At 49.7% G+C, this 18,015-nt stretch carries 15 protein-coding genes and 4 tRNA genes; 2 read left to right on the top strand and 17 right to left on the bottom strand.

Annotated elements, in window-relative coordinates; genetic code table 11:
- Nucleotide 1 precedes the first annotated feature (1 nt).
- The 12 genes from HZA73_10130 to HZA73_10185 form a co-directional block, all read right to left on the bottom strand.
- Entirely contained in the window at nucleotides 2-1,261 is a 1,260-nt protein-coding gene (locus tag HZA73_10130; GenBank protein MBI5806390.1) for a flippase, read from the bottom strand.
- Nucleotides 1,254-2,561, bottom strand: coding sequence for an O-antigen ligase family protein (locus HZA73_10135; protein ID MBI5806391.1), 1,308 nt, complete (start codon nucleotides 2,559-2,561; stop codon nucleotides 1,254-1,256). The genes HZA73_10130 and HZA73_10135 overlap by 8 nt, the downstream gene beginning before the upstream one ends.
- 115 nt (nucleotides 2,562-2,676) lie before the next feature.
- Nucleotides 2,677-3,864, bottom strand: coding sequence for a hypothetical protein (locus HZA73_10140; protein ID MBI5806392.1), 1,188 nt, complete (start codon nucleotides 3,862-3,864; stop codon nucleotides 2,677-2,679).
- A 63-nt stretch (nucleotides 3,865-3,927) separates the two neighbouring features.
- On the bottom strand, nucleotides 3,928-4,842 hold the full coding sequence (locus HZA73_10145; protein ID MBI5806393.1) for an SLBB domain-containing protein: 915 nt from the start codon (nucleotides 4,840-4,842) through the stop codon (nucleotides 3,928-3,930).
- Nucleotides 4,843-5,170: 328 nt separating this feature from the next.
- Nucleotides 5,171-6,481, bottom strand: coding sequence for a nucleotide sugar dehydrogenase (locus HZA73_10150; GenBank protein MBI5806394.1), 1,311 nt, complete (start codon nucleotides 6,479-6,481; stop codon nucleotides 5,171-5,173).
- Between the two features lie 80 nt (nucleotides 6,482-6,561).
- The gene (rfbB, locus tag HZA73_10155; protein ID MBI5806395.1) at nucleotides 6,562-7,587 is read right to left on the bottom strand and encodes a dTDP-glucose 4,6-dehydratase; all 1,026 of its coding nucleotides are present in this window, start codon (nucleotides 7,585-7,587) and stop codon (nucleotides 6,562-6,564) included.
- A gap of 68 nt (nucleotides 7,588-7,655) precedes the next feature.
- Entirely contained in the window at nucleotides 7,656-8,111 is a 456-nt protein-coding gene (locus HZA73_10160) for a dTDP-4-dehydrorhamnose 3,5-epimerase family protein (protein MBI5806396.1), read from the bottom strand.
- 22 nt (nucleotides 8,112-8,133) lie between these two features.
- Nucleotides 8,134-9,072 (bottom strand): GDP-mannose 4,6-dehydratase, encoded by a 939-nt coding sequence (locus HZA73_10165; GenBank protein MBI5806397.1) that lies wholly within the window; start codon nucleotides 9,070-9,072, stop codon nucleotides 8,134-8,136.
- Complete coding sequence (gene gmd / locus HZA73_10170) at nucleotides 9,069-10,034, bottom strand: GDP-mannose 4,6-dehydratase (GenBank protein ID MBI5806398.1); 966 nt, start codon at nucleotides 10,032-10,034, stop codon at nucleotides 9,069-9,071. The genes HZA73_10165 and gmd overlap by 4 nt, the downstream gene beginning before the upstream one ends.
- A gap of 221 nt (nucleotides 10,035-10,255) precedes the next feature.
- A tRNA-Ser gene (locus HZA73_10175) sits at nucleotides 10,256-10,343 on the bottom strand.
- A 77-nt stretch (nucleotides 10,344-10,420) separates the two neighbouring features.
- Nucleotides 10,421-11,782, bottom strand: coding sequence for a TldD/PmbA family protein (locus tag HZA73_10180; protein ID MBI5806399.1), 1,362 nt, complete (start codon nucleotides 11,780-11,782; stop codon nucleotides 10,421-10,423).
- A 110-nt stretch (nucleotides 11,783-11,892) separates the two neighbouring features.
- Nucleotides 11,893-13,248 (bottom strand): DUF4139 domain-containing protein, encoded by a 1,356-nt coding sequence (locus tag HZA73_10185; protein MBI5806400.1) that lies wholly within the window; start codon nucleotides 13,246-13,248, stop codon nucleotides 11,893-11,895.
- Between the two features lie 160 nt (nucleotides 13,249-13,408).
- Between HZA73_10185 and HZA73_10190 the strand changes: the two genes are divergently transcribed.
- Nucleotides 13,409-13,483, top strand: a tRNA-Cys gene (locus HZA73_10190).
- A 67-nt stretch (nucleotides 13,484-13,550) separates the two neighbouring features.
- Nucleotides 13,551-13,637: transfer RNA gene (locus tag HZA73_10195), tRNA-Leu, on the top strand.
- Nucleotides 13,638-13,758: 121 nt separating this feature from the next.
- Here HZA73_10195 and HZA73_10200 read toward each other — a convergent pair.
- The 5 genes from HZA73_10200 to kdsB all read right to left on the bottom strand — a co-directional run bounded on the left by HZA73_10200 (nucleotide 13,759) and on the right by kdsB (nucleotide 18,001).
- Nucleotides 13,759-13,833: transfer RNA gene (locus HZA73_10200), tRNA-Gly, on the bottom strand.
- A gap of 57 nt (nucleotides 13,834-13,890) precedes the next feature.
- The gene (sppA, locus tag HZA73_10205; GenBank protein MBI5806401.1) at nucleotides 13,891-14,775 is read right to left on the bottom strand and encodes a signal peptide peptidase SppA; all 885 of its coding nucleotides are present in this window, start codon (nucleotides 14,773-14,775) and stop codon (nucleotides 13,891-13,893) included.
- A gap of 25 nt (nucleotides 14,776-14,800) precedes the next feature.
- On the bottom strand, nucleotides 14,801-15,889 hold the full coding sequence (gene ispG, locus HZA73_10210; protein MBI5806402.1) for a flavodoxin-dependent (E)-4-hydroxy-3-methylbut-2-enyl-diphosphate synthase: 1,089 nt from the start codon (nucleotides 15,887-15,889) through the stop codon (nucleotides 14,801-14,803).
- A gap of 120 nt (nucleotides 15,890-16,009) precedes the next feature.
- Nucleotides 16,010-17,164, bottom strand: coding sequence for a tetratricopeptide repeat protein (locus tag HZA73_10215; GenBank protein ID MBI5806403.1), 1,155 nt, complete (start codon nucleotides 17,162-17,164; stop codon nucleotides 16,010-16,012).
- Between the two features lie 81 nt (nucleotides 17,165-17,245).
- The gene (gene kdsB, locus HZA73_10220; protein ID MBI5806404.1) at nucleotides 17,246-18,001 is read right to left on the bottom strand and encodes a 3-deoxy-manno-octulosonate cytidylyltransferase; all 756 of its coding nucleotides are present in this window, start codon (nucleotides 17,999-18,001) and stop codon (nucleotides 17,246-17,248) included.
- Nucleotides 18,002-18,015: the final 14 nt, after the last annotated feature.

The following is an 18,015-nucleotide window of genomic DNA, read 5'->3' on the forward strand; positions in this document are numbered from 1 at the left end:
ATTATAACCATCCCAATCGTAAAAGATATATCCCTTGTTTCCGGACAAAACGAATCATTAATAACAATATCATTATTTCGGATATTAAATAAATAAATGCCGTTCCAGAATCTTTATACATGGGAACAAATATAAATGACAAAACGAGAGATATCAAGCCAGGAATAAGAACTGACATTAAGAAATCCTTTGTACGCCCTATATTAATTAGTATTTGAGTGCCATAAATATTATCAATATAAATGCTTAATGGCAATATAGCCATGATCATTATAAGTTTATTTATATGGGCTGAATGACTGCCAGTAATCATTTGTATAAATATATCAGGGAAAAGTATTAATGTCAGAAAGATCGCAAAAAAAGTAATTCCTCCCCAAAACAATACTTTTCTTAAAAACTTGATTGCGTTTTCACGAGATTCACAAAACAATTTACTTACCCTTGGGAATATTGCTGTGCTTATAGGCGCACATAATGCAATGAATACTTTTACTATTTTATCAGCAACTGCGAAATATCCCACTGTTTGATTGTTTGTCATTATACCAAGGAGAAATATGTTTGTATTATTTACAAGCGTTGAAGAAAGGATTGTTAAAAACACATCCTTTCCGTCTATTATTGTTTTTATAAGATCATTTTTTTCGGGTATTATCAATTTTATCGGTCTGTATTTTATTATTACCAGCAAACTGATTGTTGCTGCAATTATTACTCCCATAGACTGAATAACAACCAACAAGAACAGATCATTTTTAGTGTTCACAAAAATAAATATACATGCGGTTGTGATTATTTTTGCTATTACATTAAATATTGCGATATATTTTGTTAATTCTATACCTTGATAATACCATACTGGAAATATTAAATTACCCAAAACACTAATTAATGAAACAGTATAAAGTTTCCAATCATTTGTAAATTTCGGAACAGCAAATACAACTAGTACCATTATAAATATGCTAATAATAAAAAATAAAGTTTTTACAGCCATGACCGATGAGAATATTTCCGAAAGCCTTTGTTTATTATCGCGAGCAATCGAAACATCCCTCGTGGCTGTCAAATTAAAGCCGTAATCTGTTAATGTCGTAAAATATTGATTGAACGAGAATACAAATGTGTATAACCCGAATCCATCAATTCCAAGCACTCTAACTAAATATGGGAATGTAATCAATGGGAAGGCATAATTAATGAATTGCACACCCATTAATGAAAACATATTTTCTAATATTATTTTACGTTCACTCATGATTTGGCAAATAATCAAAAGAATTTGTTTTGTTTAGCTGTACATTGCTTGACAACATTTTTATACATATTGCCCACATTAACCAGAAAAATGGACCATAACTCTTGGAGTTTATTATATAATCTATTTGGCTATGCATCAGTGTACCTAGCAAGGCAGGAGCAAAAAGAAGAAATATTGCCATTGTGGTTTTAGGATCACTGCGATATTTTTTAAAAAATAGATAGAACGGAAACGCAAGTATTGCCATCATTAATATAATACTGATTCCACCGAATTCAACACCATATCGCAACAACATATTGTGGGGATCATCATGTATTTCGTTAAATATTCGATAAGGGAATTGACCAGGGCCTGTTCCGATAAATATCCCATTTTTTATTTGCACCAAGCAATCCCACCACATTGATAAACGATACAACGTTGAAAAGTCAACTTTTATGTTTTGCACTCGAAATATTATTTGATTAATGAATGGCCTAAGCAGAAATAATACTGTTAACAGAGAGATGATTATTGGCAATATTTTTATTTTTTTATCTGTTAACATTTTCCCGAATATAAAAGTTACAACAGCCATGAATAACCCGACTAATGACCCTCGTGACATCATTGTAAGTGCTATAAAAAAAGCAGAAACGACAATAAATTGCATAAAAATATTTTTCACCCATCGCCCTTTCCACAAATCCATACTGGTATACCCGAACACTGCAATAAAAATAAGGATATCGGCTAATCGATTGCTTCCATTCCCCGGTATCGATAATTTACGAAACAATGCAAATGTAAAAGCACTGACATTTAAATCATTTTGTACCAATATGGACATAAAAGCGATTATTGCCTCTATCACTATAAACCCGAACAAGAATGGTAAACCTCTTACTAATATCCATTGCTGTCCTTCATTTGAGATATATTCATCCTGTATCAAAACATAAAGCATAAAGGGGATAATGGCTAAAGTTGTATACCATTGAATCCCTAGATATAAAAAATGCCATTTTGCAACGGTAAATAGTCCTAACAGAATAATTATCAACCATGAAACGGTTACAATATCAAAACTAATAATTTGTTGCTTCCTATACATTCTATTGAGAAGTAAGTAGAAAAACGTTATACACATTAGCACATAACTTGCTTTCATAATTGAAGGGGCTGGTGCAAAATTAAGTAGTATACTTATGAAAATAATGACTTCAGGTCGTTTCCTAAACAATAACAATATTAACACTAACATGGCTATTCCAAAAAGAACAATAATTGGAACCCACATTTGGAATACAACCATTAACAAAATTCCCAACCCTATACAAATAAATATAGTTAGTATTTTATTGGAAATACACATTTTTAACAATATTTTTATCAGATTATTGGTGATTGCGAGGGTCTACTGCCTTTTTCTATTTTAAAATGCTCTTTAATGCCATAAATCGTTCTTTGTAAATTGGATCATGTGAATAATAATCAAAGGCATAATTTACAATAATTGCACAAACGCCCATAATTAAACCTATCATCATACCCATTATAGTAATGATTGACCGTTTCGGCCAGCTCTTTTTATACGGCGGAGTAGCCCTTTCCAAAAACTGAATCTTAGGCGTATCCTTGGCTTCCATTATCTTGGCCTGCTCCAACTGCTGGACCAAAAGCCCATATACCTCCTGGTGTATCTTCACATCCCGCATCCGGCGGCCCAGTTCCATCCCTATGTCTGGGGCGCTGGCAAAAGGAACAAAAAGGTTCTTGTTCTTGCTTCCCTTCATCAATTCATTCAACTGCTGTTCGGCCTTGCTTATCTGGTTTTCCAAACTCATGATCTGGGGGTTTTCGGCCGTGCCGTAGGATTTCATGGCCTCCATCTCAATCCTCTGTCCTACGATCTTGCCCTCCAAGGCCGCCGACATCTCTATCACCGCCTTCATTTCATCATTCAACGAAACCGTGCGAAATCGCTTTTGAAAGACATTCAACGAGTCTTCCAGTTTTTTCAACAATGCTTCTTCCTGGTCCAGCCTTTTCTCTATGAACTCCCTGGCCTTGCGGCCCTGGTTCATGGTCAGACCGGTGTATACCCGGTCCAATGCTGTGCCGTAGCAGTTGGCTATCTCGGCCGCCTTATTCTTGTCTTTATCTTCCACCGTAATAGTGATGAATCTCTCTTCCCCCACTTTTACGGCGGTGGCCTTGGAAAGTTTTAAACTTACATTGTACATGGCCTTTTGGGGATCCTTGGCGAAGACCTTATCCTTCTTGTAATGCTCCACCAGACCGCACTCGTCAATGACAATTCCAGCTATGGTACCGCTTTTAAGCATGTAAGCGAAAACATCAGAAGGAGTGACCATACCCGGCATGAATCCCACCCCGCCGATCTCCGGGTCGCTGGTAAAACTCCCTTTTAGGGCCAGGCTCATCAAATTCACGCCCTGATTAACCGGCGGCATCAATGTGGCTGTAGCCTTGTATTTTACCGGGATCACCAGGCTTAGCCCGGCCGCAAATACTGTAAAAGCCAGGGTAATGTAAATGATCTTCCTGCGTTCTTTGACCAACAGGTAAAGCAGATCATAAAAGCTGTTTATCATGATATCGATATCTCCAAAAGTTTGAATTTTCCTCCGTGTCTCTGAGTCTCTGTGGCTTGTGTTCTACTTGGTCACCGACCAGACTATGAAGAACATGGTCAGCAGCTGCCCGGTCACCGAGATATAATCCCGCCAGCCCTTGATCTGCATCTCACCCACTATCACCACGTCGCCCGGCTCCACCGGTGTGGATTCCTTGGCGCTCAGTGACCTTCCGCCCCAGCGGTTGATCTTTATGTTGCTGGTACTGGCCCTGTCCCCGTAGCCTCCGGCCATCCCCAGGTAATAGCTGATGACCGTTCCCGGTTCAAAGACAAAGGTTCCGCCCTTCTGCACCTGGCCGACCACCGTTACCGTGGTCGGAGCGGTGGGCACTGTCACCACGTCTCCTTCCTTCAGCAGGACATTAACGGCCTGATCGTTGTCTATCACCAACTTGGTATAACTGATGCTGGCCACTTCCCCGGGCCGGGCGATGTTCTCGATCTTGATGTCCTCCTTGGTGGCCACCGGTGTAAATCCGCCGGCCATGGTTATCACATCCAAAAGCCTTTCGCCCGGCTTTACCTCGTAGCTGCCGGGTTTCCAGACCTGGCCGGCCACACGCACCGCGTTCTGGACCACCGGAACGAAGATGATGTCCCCGTCCTCCACCTTGGGATTCTCCGACTGCTGGTTGAAGGCCAGATAGCTGTAAAGGTCCAGAGTGTCTATGGCCTGGCCGTGGCGGGTCAGTACTATGGTCCTTAGCGAGCCCTGCTCGCTGGCCCCCCCGGCCATGGCAAAGGCGGTGGAAACCCTCTCATAAGGTGGCACTGCATAAATTCCGGGATTCTTTACCTGCCCCAGCACCTGTACCTTGATGACCGGTTTCTCCTTGGCCTCCACCGGCATAACCTGCTGGCCAATGGCCTGGGGAACGCCGCTTAAAAGCAAAGCCAAAACAAATGCTGCCGCCTTCTGCAATGATCTTCCCATTGATTTCCTCCAAATAAAAATCCGGATGCCCGATATTTTAGGCGTCCGGATATTTAATACCTTACTATTGCCGTTGAAATGTGACTAAGGTATAAAAACAGGGCGCCTGTTTAGTTATAAAGCCAAGGCTAAAAAACAAAACAACCAATGGCTGTTTGGCCGTAAATTCTCTGTTTTTTAGAAACCTCAAACTTTAATGGCGCCCTAATTTAGCTCCTTGCTGGGTTATTATCGTTTTTTCAGATAGCTAATTTTACCTCAAATACTTTGATTTGTCAAGACATTAAACCGATGAATTACAAAGGGTAAGCCTTAAAACGACCCGGGTTTATTGTTTCCGCCCGATCTTGACGATTTTGGGGCTTTTTATTCCCTTGGTGGCATTCCTGGTATCCACCACCAATTTGGAATTCTTTACTATCATCTTCAGGTCATATTCGGAATGGTTGGTGGTGATCAGGACGCAATCCACCGACCTTAACAGCTTCTGGGTCAATGGAACCGAGGTCAAGGACATCCCATGTTCCGAGAATTTCGGCACCCAGGGATCGTTGTAGATCAGCGACTTTACCTTGGGCCGCAAAAGCTCTATCACCTTGATGGCCGGGCTGCTGCGGGTGTCGTCGATGTCCTTTTTAAAGGCCACTCCCAGCACCAGCACCTTGGACCGGGAGGCCGCCAGCCCGATGTCGGAAAGGGCGCTGATCACCTTGTCCACCACGTGATAGGGCATGTTCTCGTTGGTCTCGGCCGCCAGCTCTATGAAGTCGGTATGAAAGTCATATTCCTTGGCCTTCCAGGCCAGATAATAGGGATCGATGGGGATGCAGTGGCCGCCCAGACCGGGGCCGGGATAGAACGGCATGTAGCCGTAGGGCTTGGTGGCTGCGGCGTCCACCACCTCCCAGATGTCCACCCCCTCCATCCGCTCGCACAGGCAGGCCAGCTCGTTCACCAGGGCTATGTTGACGCTGCGGAAGATGTTCTCCAGCAGCTTGGTCATCTCGGCGGCCGAGGGCGAGGAGACCATCACCACCTGGCTGATGATCTGCCGGTAAAGCAGGCCGGCCAGCTCCCCGCATTTTGGGGTCAGGCCCCCCACCACGGTGGGGGTGTTGGCGATGCCGAATTTCTTGTTGCCGGGATCGATCCGCTCCGGGGAGAAGGCCAGGTAAAAATCCTTCCCGGCCTTCAAGCCGGTCTTCTCCAGGATCGGCTTGACCACTTTGGTGGTGGTCTCGGGATAAGTAGTGCTGATCAGCACCACCAGCATTTCTTTGTGAAGATACCGGGCTATATCCTTAGTAGAGGAAATTATGTAGCTGATGTCGGGGTCCTTGGTGGCGGTAAACGGGGTGGGGACGCAGATCAACACCGCATCACAGCTTTTAAGCGCCTGGTAATCCCCGGTGGCCTTGAGCTTTTTCGTGCTGACCAGCTTTTTCAGCAACTGGTCGTCCACGTCGGCGATGTAATTCCTGCCGGAGTTGATGGAGGACACTTTCTTCTGGTCAACGTCAATGCCGATCACGTTAAAGCCCACCCGGCCAAACTCCACTGCCAGCGGCAGGCCCACGTATCCCAGGCCGATCACGCCCACCGTGGCCTTATGCGCTTCTATCTTGGTCTTCAGGTCCATTACCTTAAAGCCTTTCGTAAAGATTTCCCTTTTTCAATGATACCCGAACCGGTTCGATAACCCTTGATTCGGCGGCCATATCACTTGGCATCAGCCAGCCGCTGGCCATACCATTTACGGTAATATTCTTTGTACTCGCCGCTCTTCAGCTTACGCCACCACCATTCATTGTCCCGGTACCAATCGACGGTCAGCTTGAGCGCCTGTTCAAAGTTGTGGCCCGGCTTCCAGCCCAGGGCCTTCAGTTTGGATGAATCTATGCAATAGCGCCGGTCGTGCCCCGGACGGTCGGCTACGTATTTTATCAGGCTGGCCGGCTTGCCCAGTAATTCCAGCATCCGGGTCGCCATCACTATGTTGGGGGTTTCGCTGTCCGGCCCGCAGTTGTAGGCTTGGCCCACCTGGCCTTTCAGCAGCACCGTCTCGATCCCCTCCACATGGTCCATCACATACTGGTACTGGCGCACCTGTTTGCCGTCGCCGTACATCGGCAGGGGCTGATCGTCTATGGCGTTGGTGCAGAAAAGCGGCACCGCGTTCTCCGGATACTGGCGCGGCCCGATGTTGTTGGCCCCGCGGGTGATGGTTACCGGGGTGCCGTAGGTGGTGAAATAGGCAAACACCAGCAGTTCGGCGCCGGCCTTGCTGGCGGCATACGGGCTGCGCGCTTCAAAAGGATCTGTTTCCTTGGAGGCTCCGGTCATCACCTGGCCGTAGACCTCGTCGGTTGAAACGTGGTGGAACCGCTCCAGCTTGTATTTGTTGACCGCCTCCAGGAGCACATAAGTGCCGTAGACATCGGTCTTGATGAAGGCATCGGGGTCCATGATGGACCTGTCGACGTGGGTCTCGGCCGCGAAATTTGCAATTACGTCGATCTTGTGCTTTTCAACCGTCTCGCCCACCGCCTGAGCATCGCAGATGTCAGCTTTGACAAAGGCATAGCGGGGATTTTTTCCGGCTTCCTTGAGGTTGTCCATATTGCCGCGATAGTTCAGTTTGTCGTATACCACGATGCGGCATTCCGGATACTTGGCCAGCATATGATCCACAAAATGGCTGCCAATGAAACCGGCCCCGCCGGTGACCATAATTGTTTTATTCATACTTGATAAAGTTGTCTGTTCGCAGATTAGTGTTTTCCGTTCCCAACATCCGTTCCCTGTTCCATGGGTCAGCCGTCCTTGCGCTCCCACTGGTAGGAAATGTCGCTGCTGTGGGGATCCACCCGGTATTCATCGGGCTGGTTGTAGTTGTATGGCTCGGTGGGACAATTGATGACGAAGGCTTCCGATTCCGAGATGCACTTCCAGCCGTGATAGACCCCTTTGGGAACCTGCACCAGCAGGGGGTTGTGCTCACCCAAAAAATATTCGTTGACCTCGCCTTTGGTGGCCGAGTTCTCCCGTTCGTCATACAGCACCAGCTTCAGCATCCCTTTTACACAGACGATGTTGTCGGCCTGGAGTTTGTGATAATGCCAGCCCTTGACCACTCCGGGGTAGGTGGTGCTTAAGTAGACCTGGCCGAATTTGGTGAATAGATCATCATCGCAGCGGAGCATTTCCATCAGCCGTCCCCGCTCGTCGGGGATGACCTTGAGCTTCTTGACTTTTACCCCCTCTATCATCTATCACCTCAAATTTTTGAGTTTAGTCTTGCTTCCGCCAGTAATCCAACAGGCTCTCCAGGGTATCCTTAAGCAGGAACGAAGGGATCCAGCCGGTTTCGGTCTTGAGTTTGGAAGGATCGCCCCACAGCAGCGGAACATCCGCCGGACGCAGCAATGATGGATCGGTCTCGGTCTTTATGGATACTGTGCTCATCTTCAGCATCTGCTTCAGAGCTTCCTCCATGGAGACCGCCTGGCCGGAGCTGACGTTGTAAACCTCTCCCGGGCGCCCCTTTTCAGCCAGCAGCCGGTAGGCCTGGACCACATCACGGACATCGGAGATATCGCGCCGGGCCGAAAGATTGCCGACCCTGATCACCGCATCCCTATTCCCTTTTTCGATTCCGGCTATCTGCCGGGCAAATGAAGGCAGGGCAAAACTGTGTGGCTGGCCCGGTCCGGTATGGGGAAAGGGCCTGGCCACGATGGTCTCCAAACTGTAGGTTCTGAAATACTGCAGACAGGTCATTTCCTGAAAAACTTTGCTGGAGGCATAGGGACTGATGGGATTATAGGGCCCGGTTTCGGAGAGCGGTTTATCACCTACCGTCGGACCGTACACTTCGCAGGAACTGATGAGCAGCAGGCGGCATTTTTCCTTTAAACCTCTTACGGCCTCCAGCAGATTGACCGTACCGATCAGGTTCACTTCAAAGGTAAGCTGGGGGATTTTAAAGGAAAGGGCCGGGGAACTCTGGGCGGCCAGATGGAATATCACCTGGGGACAGAAGTCTTTTAGGGCTTTATCTATTTGTTCTGGCCGGCGGAGATCAACCTGATACAGCTTAAATTTTCCGGTCAGGTCGGAGGCGGCCTGGTCATCAATATAGCTCCCCCCCACTTGATGCCCGTTATCTAAAAGATCTTGGGCCAGGTAGTGACCGACGAATCCCTCTATGCCGGTGATGAAGAATTTCACTTGGCCAGCTTTTTGTAGTATTCCAGGTCGTGGTCCACCATCATCTTCACCAATTGTTCGAAGGATACTTCCAGTTTCCAGCCCAGCTTTTTCTGGGCCTTGGCCGGGTCACCCAGCAGCAAATCCACCTCGGCCGGGCGGACGAATTTGGGATCGATCTTGACGTATTTTTTGTAATCCAACCCCAGGTGGTCAAAGGCAATTTGGCAGAAATCCTTGACCGAATGGGTGTGGCCGGTGGCGATCACAAAATCGTCCGGCTGGTCCTGCTGCAGCATCAGCCACATGGCCCTTACATAGTCACCGGCAAATCCCCAGTCCCGCTTGGCGTCCAGATTGCCCAGCCGCAGCTCATCGGTCAACCCCAGCTTTATCCGGGCCACGTGATCAGTGATCTTCTTGGTTACGAACTCCTTGCCCCGGCGCGGCGACTCGTGATTGAACAGGATACCGGAGCAGGCGAAGATGTCGTATGATTCCCGGTAGTTGATGGTGATCCAGTGGCCGTAGACCTTGGCTACTCCGTAGGGGCTGCGGGGATGAAACGGGGTCAGCTCGGTCTGGGGGGTCTCCCGCACCTTGCCGAACATCTCGGAGCTGGAAGCCTGGTAGAACTTGATCTTGGGGTTGACCAGCCGGACCGCCTCCAACATCCTGGTGACCCCCAGGGCGGTGAACTCCCCGGTCAGCACCGGCTGGTCCCATGAAGTGGGCACGAAGCTTTGGGCGGCCAGGTTGTAGATCTCGTCGGGCTGGGCCTCTTTGATGGCGGTGATGATGGAGAGCTGGTCCAGCAGGTCGGCCTGGTGGAAAATGATCTTGTCCTTGATGTGCTCTATCCGGTCAAAGCTTTCGGTGGAGGCCCGCCGCACCATGCCGTGAACCTGATAGCCCTTGGCTAAAAGAAAATCGGCCAGGTACGATCCGTCCTGCCCGGTAATGCCGGTGATCAATGCTTTCATATTTCCCGCTTCGGTTGGGTTATTGTTTTCGTTTTTGTTTGGAAGCAGATAATAGCCGTCCTTGCCACAAAAAGCTTGTACTAAGCACTTCGACTAGGCTCATTGTAACCTCTGCCGAAATGGAACAGGAGCCCAGAGGATAATACCATTCGTGTTTTTAACGATTTAGTCTGGCCTGCCAGAGGAAGCCTCTACCTGCCTGCCTTATTTATGGCGAAGTATGGCGGAGAGACTGGGATTTGAACCCAGGATACCTTGCGGTATACACGCTTTCCAGACGTGCTCCTTCGACCACTCGGACATCTCTCCGTTTATTAAATTATGGAAAATGGATAACAGCTGGCAGGGGTAGAAATATCAGCCATGACTGGTTCCGGGATACCGTGCTAAAAATCTGTTTTGCCGGTGAAGTTGAACTTGTCTATCTTCAGGGCCGGCACCAATGTTCCCGCGGCAAAGCGGTGCCCGTAGCCTCCGCCTTCGGTGACCAAAGTGGTCTGGCGGGAAACGGCCGAAACATTGGAAAGGGCCCTCAGTACGCTTTCGGTAAAACGCAGGTTCTTTACCGGCTTGGTGATCTTTCCGTTCTCTATCAGAAAGGTGCCGTCCCTGGTCATTCCGGTTATGGAGACCTGCATAGGATCTATCAGGTTGCAGTAGTGAAAACGGGTAATGTATACCCCCCGTCCGGTGGAGGAGATCATCTTTTCCAGAGAGGAATCCCCGCCCTTCATTTCCAGGTTGCCTGCCATCGGATAGTATGCCGGGGCCGGCAGGGCATGCCCGGTGTTCTTCTGCCCGGCCTTGTTGGCGGTGAAGGAGTCATAGACCACATTGCGGGCCACGCCTTTTTCGATCAGGGTCACCTTTTGCTTGGGCACGCCTTCAAAGTCGAAGGGAAAGGCAAAACCGCGGCCATTGCGGGGATCATCGACTATGGTGACCTTGGGGCTGACGATCTTTTTTCCCATGTTCAGTCCCATGAAACTGCGCCCCTCCTGGACCGCCATGGCCGAGAAACCGGTGTAATTGAGGAATTCCAGCAGGGTGATCACGGCCATGCCCTCCATCACCACCGGATAGGCCCCTGGCTTTAGCTTCGTCGGATGCTGGCTCTCCACCGCCTTTTTGACCGCGCTTTCGGCAATCTGTTTGATGTTGATCTTCGCCACATCCCGGGAGGCTCCCTGGCCGTAGCCGGAACCGGTTTCGGTCATCACCACGGTATTGATGTTGGCGTCGCTGGAACAGTTGTACTGCATTATCCCCAGCGAGTTGGCGACACCCAGTTCCGCCACCCCGGTGGAAAAAGCCCCGTAGGCCTTGGCCCCGAATTTGTTGGCCCGGTCGCAGATCACCTTTACCGCCAATGCCCTTTCCCGGGCCGTGTATTTTTCGGTGCGGGGAACCAGCAGGTTCCAGTTTCCGGACTGGACCCCGGCTGGTTCCGGCAGGGAGATAAAATCGGAATTCTCCTTCTGGATGGAGGCTATCTGGCAGGCCTGGCTGACGGTCTGTTTGATGGCCTCGGGGATCAGAATGTTGGTGGAGGCCACCCCAATCTTCTTGCCTGTCACCGCCCGGATGGAAAGCAGGACATTGCTCTCGGAAACGTTCTGGTGGATATATGAATTGGCGAAACGGGTCAGGCGGGAGTCCTCCGCCATGATCACCGCCTCCAGCTGATCGGCCCGGGAAGCGGACAAGGCCAGCTTTAAGTATCCCTTGATCTTACCTTCGCCGTACATTTTGGTTTCTCCGCAAAATAGATTTTAATTATAGCAGTATTTAAATGGCGCGTCAAGATGTTTTGCAATTAAAAGCCCCAAATAATTGGACGGCCGCCAAGTTTGCAACATCACCATTTGTATCTGACGGTGTAGCTGAGGACGGTTTCCCCGTCTTTGGCCACCGGGATTTTGAATTCCACGGTTTGGGCGTCCCTTTTTTTAAATTCGTGGGTCTTGGACCTGATCTCCCAGTCCCCGGAAAGGTGCTCCACCACGATGATCTCGACCCCCTCATTCTTGTGGTTCCGCAGTTTCACTTCCACCGTCTGCTCCTGGGTCCTGTCGCTGATCCGCTTGTATTCCTTGGGCGTCCTTTCTCCTACTATGTCAAAAGCGCTGCCCAAAGTGATCCGCACCTTTTCGTCCTTGGGGGTGTGCTCGATCCGGTCCTCGCCCACGAACTGCTGGCTTTGGCCGTCGTCCTTTTTATAGACCCGGATCTTCCCGGCCGGCAGGGGCATTCCCAGCCCTGAGCTTTTTTCGTTTTTGAATTCCAATTGGACCGTGACCTTTTTCCCGCTGCTGGCTCCGTCATAGGTGAACAATTTTTTACAGCCGGCCCGGGTATTGGGGAAAAGGGAGATCTGCTTGACCTCATTATTGGCCACGGTGGCTTTGCGCTGCAGGGTGTAAAGATGGTATTCGAAAAAGCTCTCCTCTTCAAACTGGGGAGAGGCCGACTGGAGATCGGCCTTGGCCGAGGGATAGCGCCGCTGCGGCCCCTGGGCCCGGTTGACGTCCCCCGCCACCAGCTTAAGCCGGGCCTGCTGAAAAGACGCTCCGGAGTTGTTCTCCAGCGAGATCCAGGCTCCCAGGTCCAGCGTCTTCTCATCCTCCGCCAGTAGCGCCACATATTCGGCGTGCCAGGATATCCCGGCGGTCAGGTATGATATCCGGCATTTTTGGGAGGCCGGACCCTGGTTGTCCACCAGCCACATCAGGGTGGGCCTGGTGATCAGGCCCTGGGGCAGGTTGGGAAACTCAAAGTTCTGGAGGTTATCGGTCAGCCTCAGGGTGATGATGTTGCTGCCGGTGTTCAATACGATGCTGGCCCCGTCGTAGGCCAAAAGTTTTCCTTCATAGACCTTCCCTCCGGCTCCGTAAGCTTTGATATTCTGGTCTATGTAACGCTCCAGAAGTTTGGCGGCCCCCACCAGGTCATACTGGTAATTCTGCTCCAGCACTGCCACCTTGTCGGGATCTGACAGAGACTGGAAAAAGACCGAGGTCGCGTCGATCTGGGATGGAACATCGGTGATCTTGATCTCAGATGTCCCTTTTTTAAGGCTGAGCTGCCTGACCTCGCTTACCAGCCCCAGATTGTTGTTGTATACGGTCAGGCTGATCTCCCGGTCATCCTGGCCCGCAGCGGCCGATGAAGCTAACACAAATATTGGCAGAATGATCCGCATTATGTTATTCATGGCGTTAACCTCCCGTGGTTTATTGGCGTTACTATTGCCGTTCAAGTATATTTCAAATTGGGCTTTCAGTCAAGTAAATAAAGACTTAGTCAGCCGACCGCTTAAGCTTGATTTTCTTGACTTATCTCTAGAAAACTGCTAAAATTGCCATATGTGTTCAGGCGGCTTAGCCAAGTGGTAAGGCGACGGTCTGCAAAACCGTTATTCAGCGGTTCGAACCCGCTAGCCGCCTCCAGTCATCAAAGGCTCACAGATCATCAGTATGCCTTGACATTTTGCTATAGTACTGGTGACAAAAAAATGCCGGGGTGGCGGAACTGGCAGACGCAAGGGACTTAAAATCCCTCGATCTACAGATCGTGTCGGTTCGACTCCGACCCTCGGCACCAGCCATCAAGTCCAGCCCCTTCCCGATTGATCGGGAAGGGGCTGTTTGTTTTCATTGTTGTAAAGTTGGGCTATTTTCAAAAAAATCCCTCCCCAAACGGGGAGGGATTCGCTTGATTTTTATGGAGCGGGCGAAGGGATTTAAACCCTCGACGTCTACCTTGGCAAGGTAGCACTCTATCACTGAGCTACGCCCGCATTATTGGTAATTATACTCAAAGAAACAAAATATGTCAAGATTATAAAATGCTTTTTTTAACGGACCATCCGGTATTGCAGTCGCACCCCGCTGTTGTCCAGGTTTGAGATCTCGTCCACCCCTTTCACCAGCAGGTCGAATAGGGTGGGCTTTTTTTTGCGTTCCCGGAAGATCTTCGGTTTTTCTTTTAACCCAGCCATCCCGGCCGCCAGGGTAATGGCATCCTCCAGTGTCCCCATCTTATCCACCAGCCGCAGGGCCAAAGCCTGGCGGCCGCTGAAGACCCTGCCGTCAGCGTACACCCTGACCGAATCGGGTGAAATCTTTCGGCCCTCGGCCACGGCCTCTATGAACTGGCCGTGAACGTCATCTATCATGCTTTGGAGCAGCGCCCGCTCCTCCGGTGTCATCTGGCGGAAGGGCGTGCCCAGATCCTTGTTCTGCCCGGCCTTCAGCACCTCAAATTTCAACCCCACTTTTTTGATCAGTTCCTCGGCCACCATGAACTCCATTATCACCCCGATGGAGCCGGTCAGGGTGCCGGGATTGGCTACGATGGTATCGCAGGCGCAGGCTATGTAATAGCCGCCCGAGGCCGCCACCTCACCCATTGAGCAGACCACCGGCTTGGTTTCCGCGGTGTTTTTCAGGGCCTGGTATATCTCCTGGGAGGCCGCCACCCCGCCGCCCGGACTTTGAACCCTCAGCACAACGGCTTTGATGGCATTGTTGTCCCGGTATTTTTTTATGAGGTTGACTGTTTCATCGGAAGAGATTATGGCCCCGTTCACCTCTATAATGCCCACGTACTTGCCGTAACTGACATCCATCCCCCTGCTCTGGGAGAATGATGACCAGACGATGGCCGCCATGGTCAGCCCGAACAACAGCACTCCGGCCGCTATCAGGACTATGAAGAATATTTTTTTACCCGAAGCCATGATCCCTCCTTAATTTTCCGGGGTTTTATTGTTGTGATATTATACTGATCTCAGCCAGCAGTCTTTCCACCATCATTTTTTCATCCACCATCTCCGCTACCTTCCCCTTTTTGAACAGCAGCCCCCGGCCTTTGTTTCCGCCTGCGATGCCGATGTCGGCCTGGCGGGCCTCGCCCGGTCCGTTTACGGCGCATCCCATCACTGCGATCTTTAACGGGGTTTTGAAGTTCTTGATTTTTCTCTCCACCAGGCTAGCTATCCCAGCCACATCTATCCTGGCCCGGCCGCAGGTGGGACAGGCCAGCACCACCGGCCCGAAGCTTCCCAGGTCCAGGGACTGCAGGATGATCCGGGCCGCCTCCACTTCCTTGACTGGGTCGCCGGAGAGAGAGACCCGGACTGTGTCCCCGATTCCCTGTGACAAAAGCGACCCGATCCCCACCGCTGAACGAATGGCCCCGGCATAGGCCGTACCGGCCTCGGTGATCCCCAGATGCAGGGGATATTTGGATCTTCGGGACATTATGCGATATGCCTCGATGGTCATGGGCACTTCCGAGCCTTTGAGCGAGATCACTATATCGGTAAAGCCCAGGTCTTCCAGGATTGCAACATGCCGCAAAGCGCTTTCCACCAGCCCTGACGCGGTGGGGCGGCCGTGCCTGGCCAGGATGTCCTTTTCCAGCGACCCGGCATTGACCCCGATCCTGATGGGAACGCCCCTCAGGGCGGCGGCTTTGACCACCTGTTTGATCTTGTCCCTGGAGCCTATGTTGCCGGGGTTTATCCGCAGTTTGTCCACCCCGGCCTCCAGAGCCAGCAGGGCCAGGCGGTGGTCAAAATGGATGTCGGCCACCAGCGGCATTTTAGTCCCCTGCCGGATCTGTTTTAAGGCCCGGGCCGCTTCCTGGTCAGGCACGGCCAAACGTACGATCTGGCAGCCGGCTTTCTCCAGCCGCTTGATCTGCGTCAAAGTTGCCCTCTGGTCAGCGGTGTCGGTATTGGTCATGGACTGGATGGAAACGGGGTGCCCACCGCCGATGTGCAGCCCGCCGATACTTACAGCTTTGGTCTTGGTGCTTGGCCCCGATCGGGAATTAAGATTCTTGCTCATGGAGAAATTATATATGTTTGCGGGTTTGAATTCAACTTAAAAATGAGAATACATTCAGGCACTTTTAAAAAAAGATGGCAGCCTGATCAAGCTGCCATCTTTGGGAAACAAAACAAAAGCTTATTTCTTTTCCAGGGCTTTGGCTTTCTTGGCGGCATCTTCTGCCTCTGCCTTGCGGCCCATCTTGCCGTATACCTGGGAAAGGCTTCCCCAGTACTCTACCGATTCTGGTTTTAGTGTTACCAGGGTTTTGTAGGCATCCAGCGCTTTCTGATAATCCTTCATTTTTTCAGACAAGTAGCCCACAAACACCCAAGCCTCCAGGTCTTTATTGTCTATCTTCACTACTTTGTCAAAATTTTCGGCTGCTTTTGGATAATCCTTGGCACTATAATATGCCTGCCCCAGATTATACCATACGTTCTTGTTGTTGGGATCGATCACAGAAGAAGCTGTAAACGCCTGAATTGCGTCCTGAAATTTACCGACCTGCAGGTAGGCACTGCCCAGGAAATAAAAACTTAAAAAATCGTCTTTCTTTAAAGTTGAAGCTTTTACAAAAGCTTCAACTGCTTCAGCATACATTTTTTTCTGCATATGGATTTTTCCCAGTTCCAAAAATCCCTCAAAATCGTCTTTCTTCAACTCCACATATTTTTTGTAATATTTGATGGCCTCATCAGCATTCCCCGCTTGGGCAAGATTTTTGGCTATGGTCAGATTCAGTTTGACATTGTTGGGGTCCATTTTAACAGCCTTTTCAAACATCTTCCTGGCTTCCTCGTTATTGCCGCTGATGCTGTAATATGACCCGTAAACCGCGTAGTTGTCGGCTTTATCCGGTGCAAAATCCACTGCCTGATTCAGATATTTAATGGCGTTATCGGAATAGGCTTTTACCGATTCCGGGGCCACAACAGTCATCTGCTTCATGTTCTTCTGAGCGCTTCCGAGCAATAATCCCCATTCATGATCCCGGACCTTGATCAGAGAATCCCTCTTATCTGGCCAGTTCTTGATGGCCATTTCATAGGCTGGTCCGGCTTCCTTGAACTTACGGGTGCTGACATAACATTGAGCCAGCAAGGCATGATACTGCCCATTGCCCGGAGCTTGGGCGATCCCGTCATTGAGCACCTTAATAGCTCCATCATAATCATCCTGCTGCATGTGGACCAGGGCCCCGCTAAGCACCGGATCGCAACCCATCAGCATCAAACTCATACCTGCAAAGGTTACAATCATTGCGGCCAGGGATAACCACTTCTTGATCATTTCGGATTCCTTTTAATTTATGAAATATTTTGTTGACCTTTAGTGCCAAGACTTTCATTTTAACTCTAAAAAACCTCAATGTCAAGTAAAAGATTGCCATCTTAATGTTTTGTTTATCCGGGTCAGATCTGCCGGAACATCAACCGCTGTGGGACGATAACTGGTGTTTATCAACTTTATCTTCACCCCGTGTTCCAGAGCCCGCAACTGTTCAAGTTTCTCGGTTTTTTCCAGGGCAGATTGGGACCAGGATATCAGTTTGAAAAGGATATCGCGGCGGTAGGCATAAATACCAATATGTTTCAGGTAATTAGTTAGCCTGAGAGAACCTTCCCGGCTTACTGGGATGACCGACCGGGAAAAATACATGGCATTACCTAGCTCATCCGCCACCACCTTGGCGGTGTTGGGACTCAACAGGTCCTTTTCATCCCTGAAACTGCCAACCAATGTGGCCATCTCCGGTTTTCTATTGACCTTCATCGCCCTGGCCAGAAGATCAATGGCTTTGGGGTCCATCAAGGGTTCGTCGCCCTGGATGTTAATGATGATTTCGAACTTTGAGCTTCGAGCCTCGTGTTTCTTCAAGGCCTCGGCTATCCTATCGGTGCCCGACTTGTGTTTTTTGGATGTCATCACCGCCATGCCGCCGAAATCTGTGACGCAGTCATATATTCTTCTGTCATCGGTGGCCACCAGCAGTTGATCTAGGGATTTTGCTTTAAGACAGCGCTGGTATACATGCCAGATCATGGGCCGTCCCTGGATATTGGCCAGTGGTTTACCGGGAAACCTGGTGGACCCGTAACGGGCCGGAATTATTCCGATAGTCCTCATTGGTCGCGCTTACG

Source organism: candidate division TA06 bacterium (assembly GCA_016235665.1).
In the GTDB taxonomy this organism is placed as follows: Bacteria; Edwardsbacteria; AC1; order AC1; family EtOH8; genus UBA5202.

What these genes read in the sequence shown, in the direction of transcription:
- HZA73_10180 (MBI5806399.1), bottom strand. Translation starts at nt 11,782, where the DNA reads ATGTACGGCGAAGGTAAGATCAAGGGATACTTAAAGCTGGCCTTGTCC.
- gmd (MBI5806398.1), bottom strand. Translation starts at nt 10,034, where the DNA reads ATGAAAGCATTGATCACCGGCATTACCGGGCAGGACGGATCGTACCTG.
- kdsB (MBI5806404.1), bottom strand. Translation starts at nt 18,001, where the DNA reads ATGAGGACTATCGGAATAATTCCGGCCCGTTACGGGTCCACCAGGTTT.
- ispG (MBI5806402.1), bottom strand. Translation starts at nt 15,889, where the DNA reads ATGAGCAAGAATCTTAATTCCCGATCGGGGCCAAGCACCAAGACCAAA.
- HZA73_10160 (MBI5806396.1), bottom strand. Translation starts at nt 8,111, where the DNA reads ATGATAGAGGGGGTAAAAGTCAAGAAGCTCAAGGTCATCCCCGACGAG.
- HZA73_10135 (MBI5806391.1), bottom strand. Translation starts at nt 2,561, where the DNA reads ATGGTTGTATTCCAAATGTGGGTTCCAATTATTGTTCTTTTTGGAATA.
- HZA73_10215 (MBI5806403.1), bottom strand. Translation starts at nt 17,164, where the DNA reads ATGATCAAGAAGTGGTTATCCCTGGCCGCAATGATTGTAACCTTTGCA.
- rfbB (MBI5806395.1), bottom strand. Translation starts at nt 7,587, where the DNA reads ATGAATAAAACAATTATGGTCACCGGCGGGGCCGGTTTCATTGGCAGC.
- HZA73_10145 (MBI5806393.1), bottom strand. Translation starts at nt 4,842, where the DNA reads ATGGGAAGATCATTGCAGAAGGCGGCAGCATTTGTTTTGGCTTTGCTT.
- HZA73_10150 (MBI5806394.1), bottom strand. Translation starts at nt 6,481, where the DNA reads ATGGACCTGAAGACCAAGATAGAAGCGCATAAGGCCACGGTGGGCGTG.
- sppA (MBI5806401.1), bottom strand. Translation starts at nt 14,775, where the DNA reads ATGGCTTCGGGTAAAAAAATATTCTTCATAGTCCTGATAGCGGCCGGA.
- HZA73_10130 (MBI5806390.1), bottom strand. Translation starts at nt 1,261, where the DNA reads ATGAGTGAACGTAAAATAATATTAGAAAATATGTTTTCATTAATGGGT.
- HZA73_10140 (MBI5806392.1), bottom strand. Translation starts at nt 3,864, where the DNA reads ATGATAAACAGCTTTTATGATCTGCTTTACCTGTTGGTCAAAGAACGC.
- HZA73_10185 (MBI5806400.1), bottom strand. Translation starts at nt 13,248, where the DNA reads ATGAATAACATAATGCGGATCATTCTGCCAATATTTGTGTTAGCTTCA.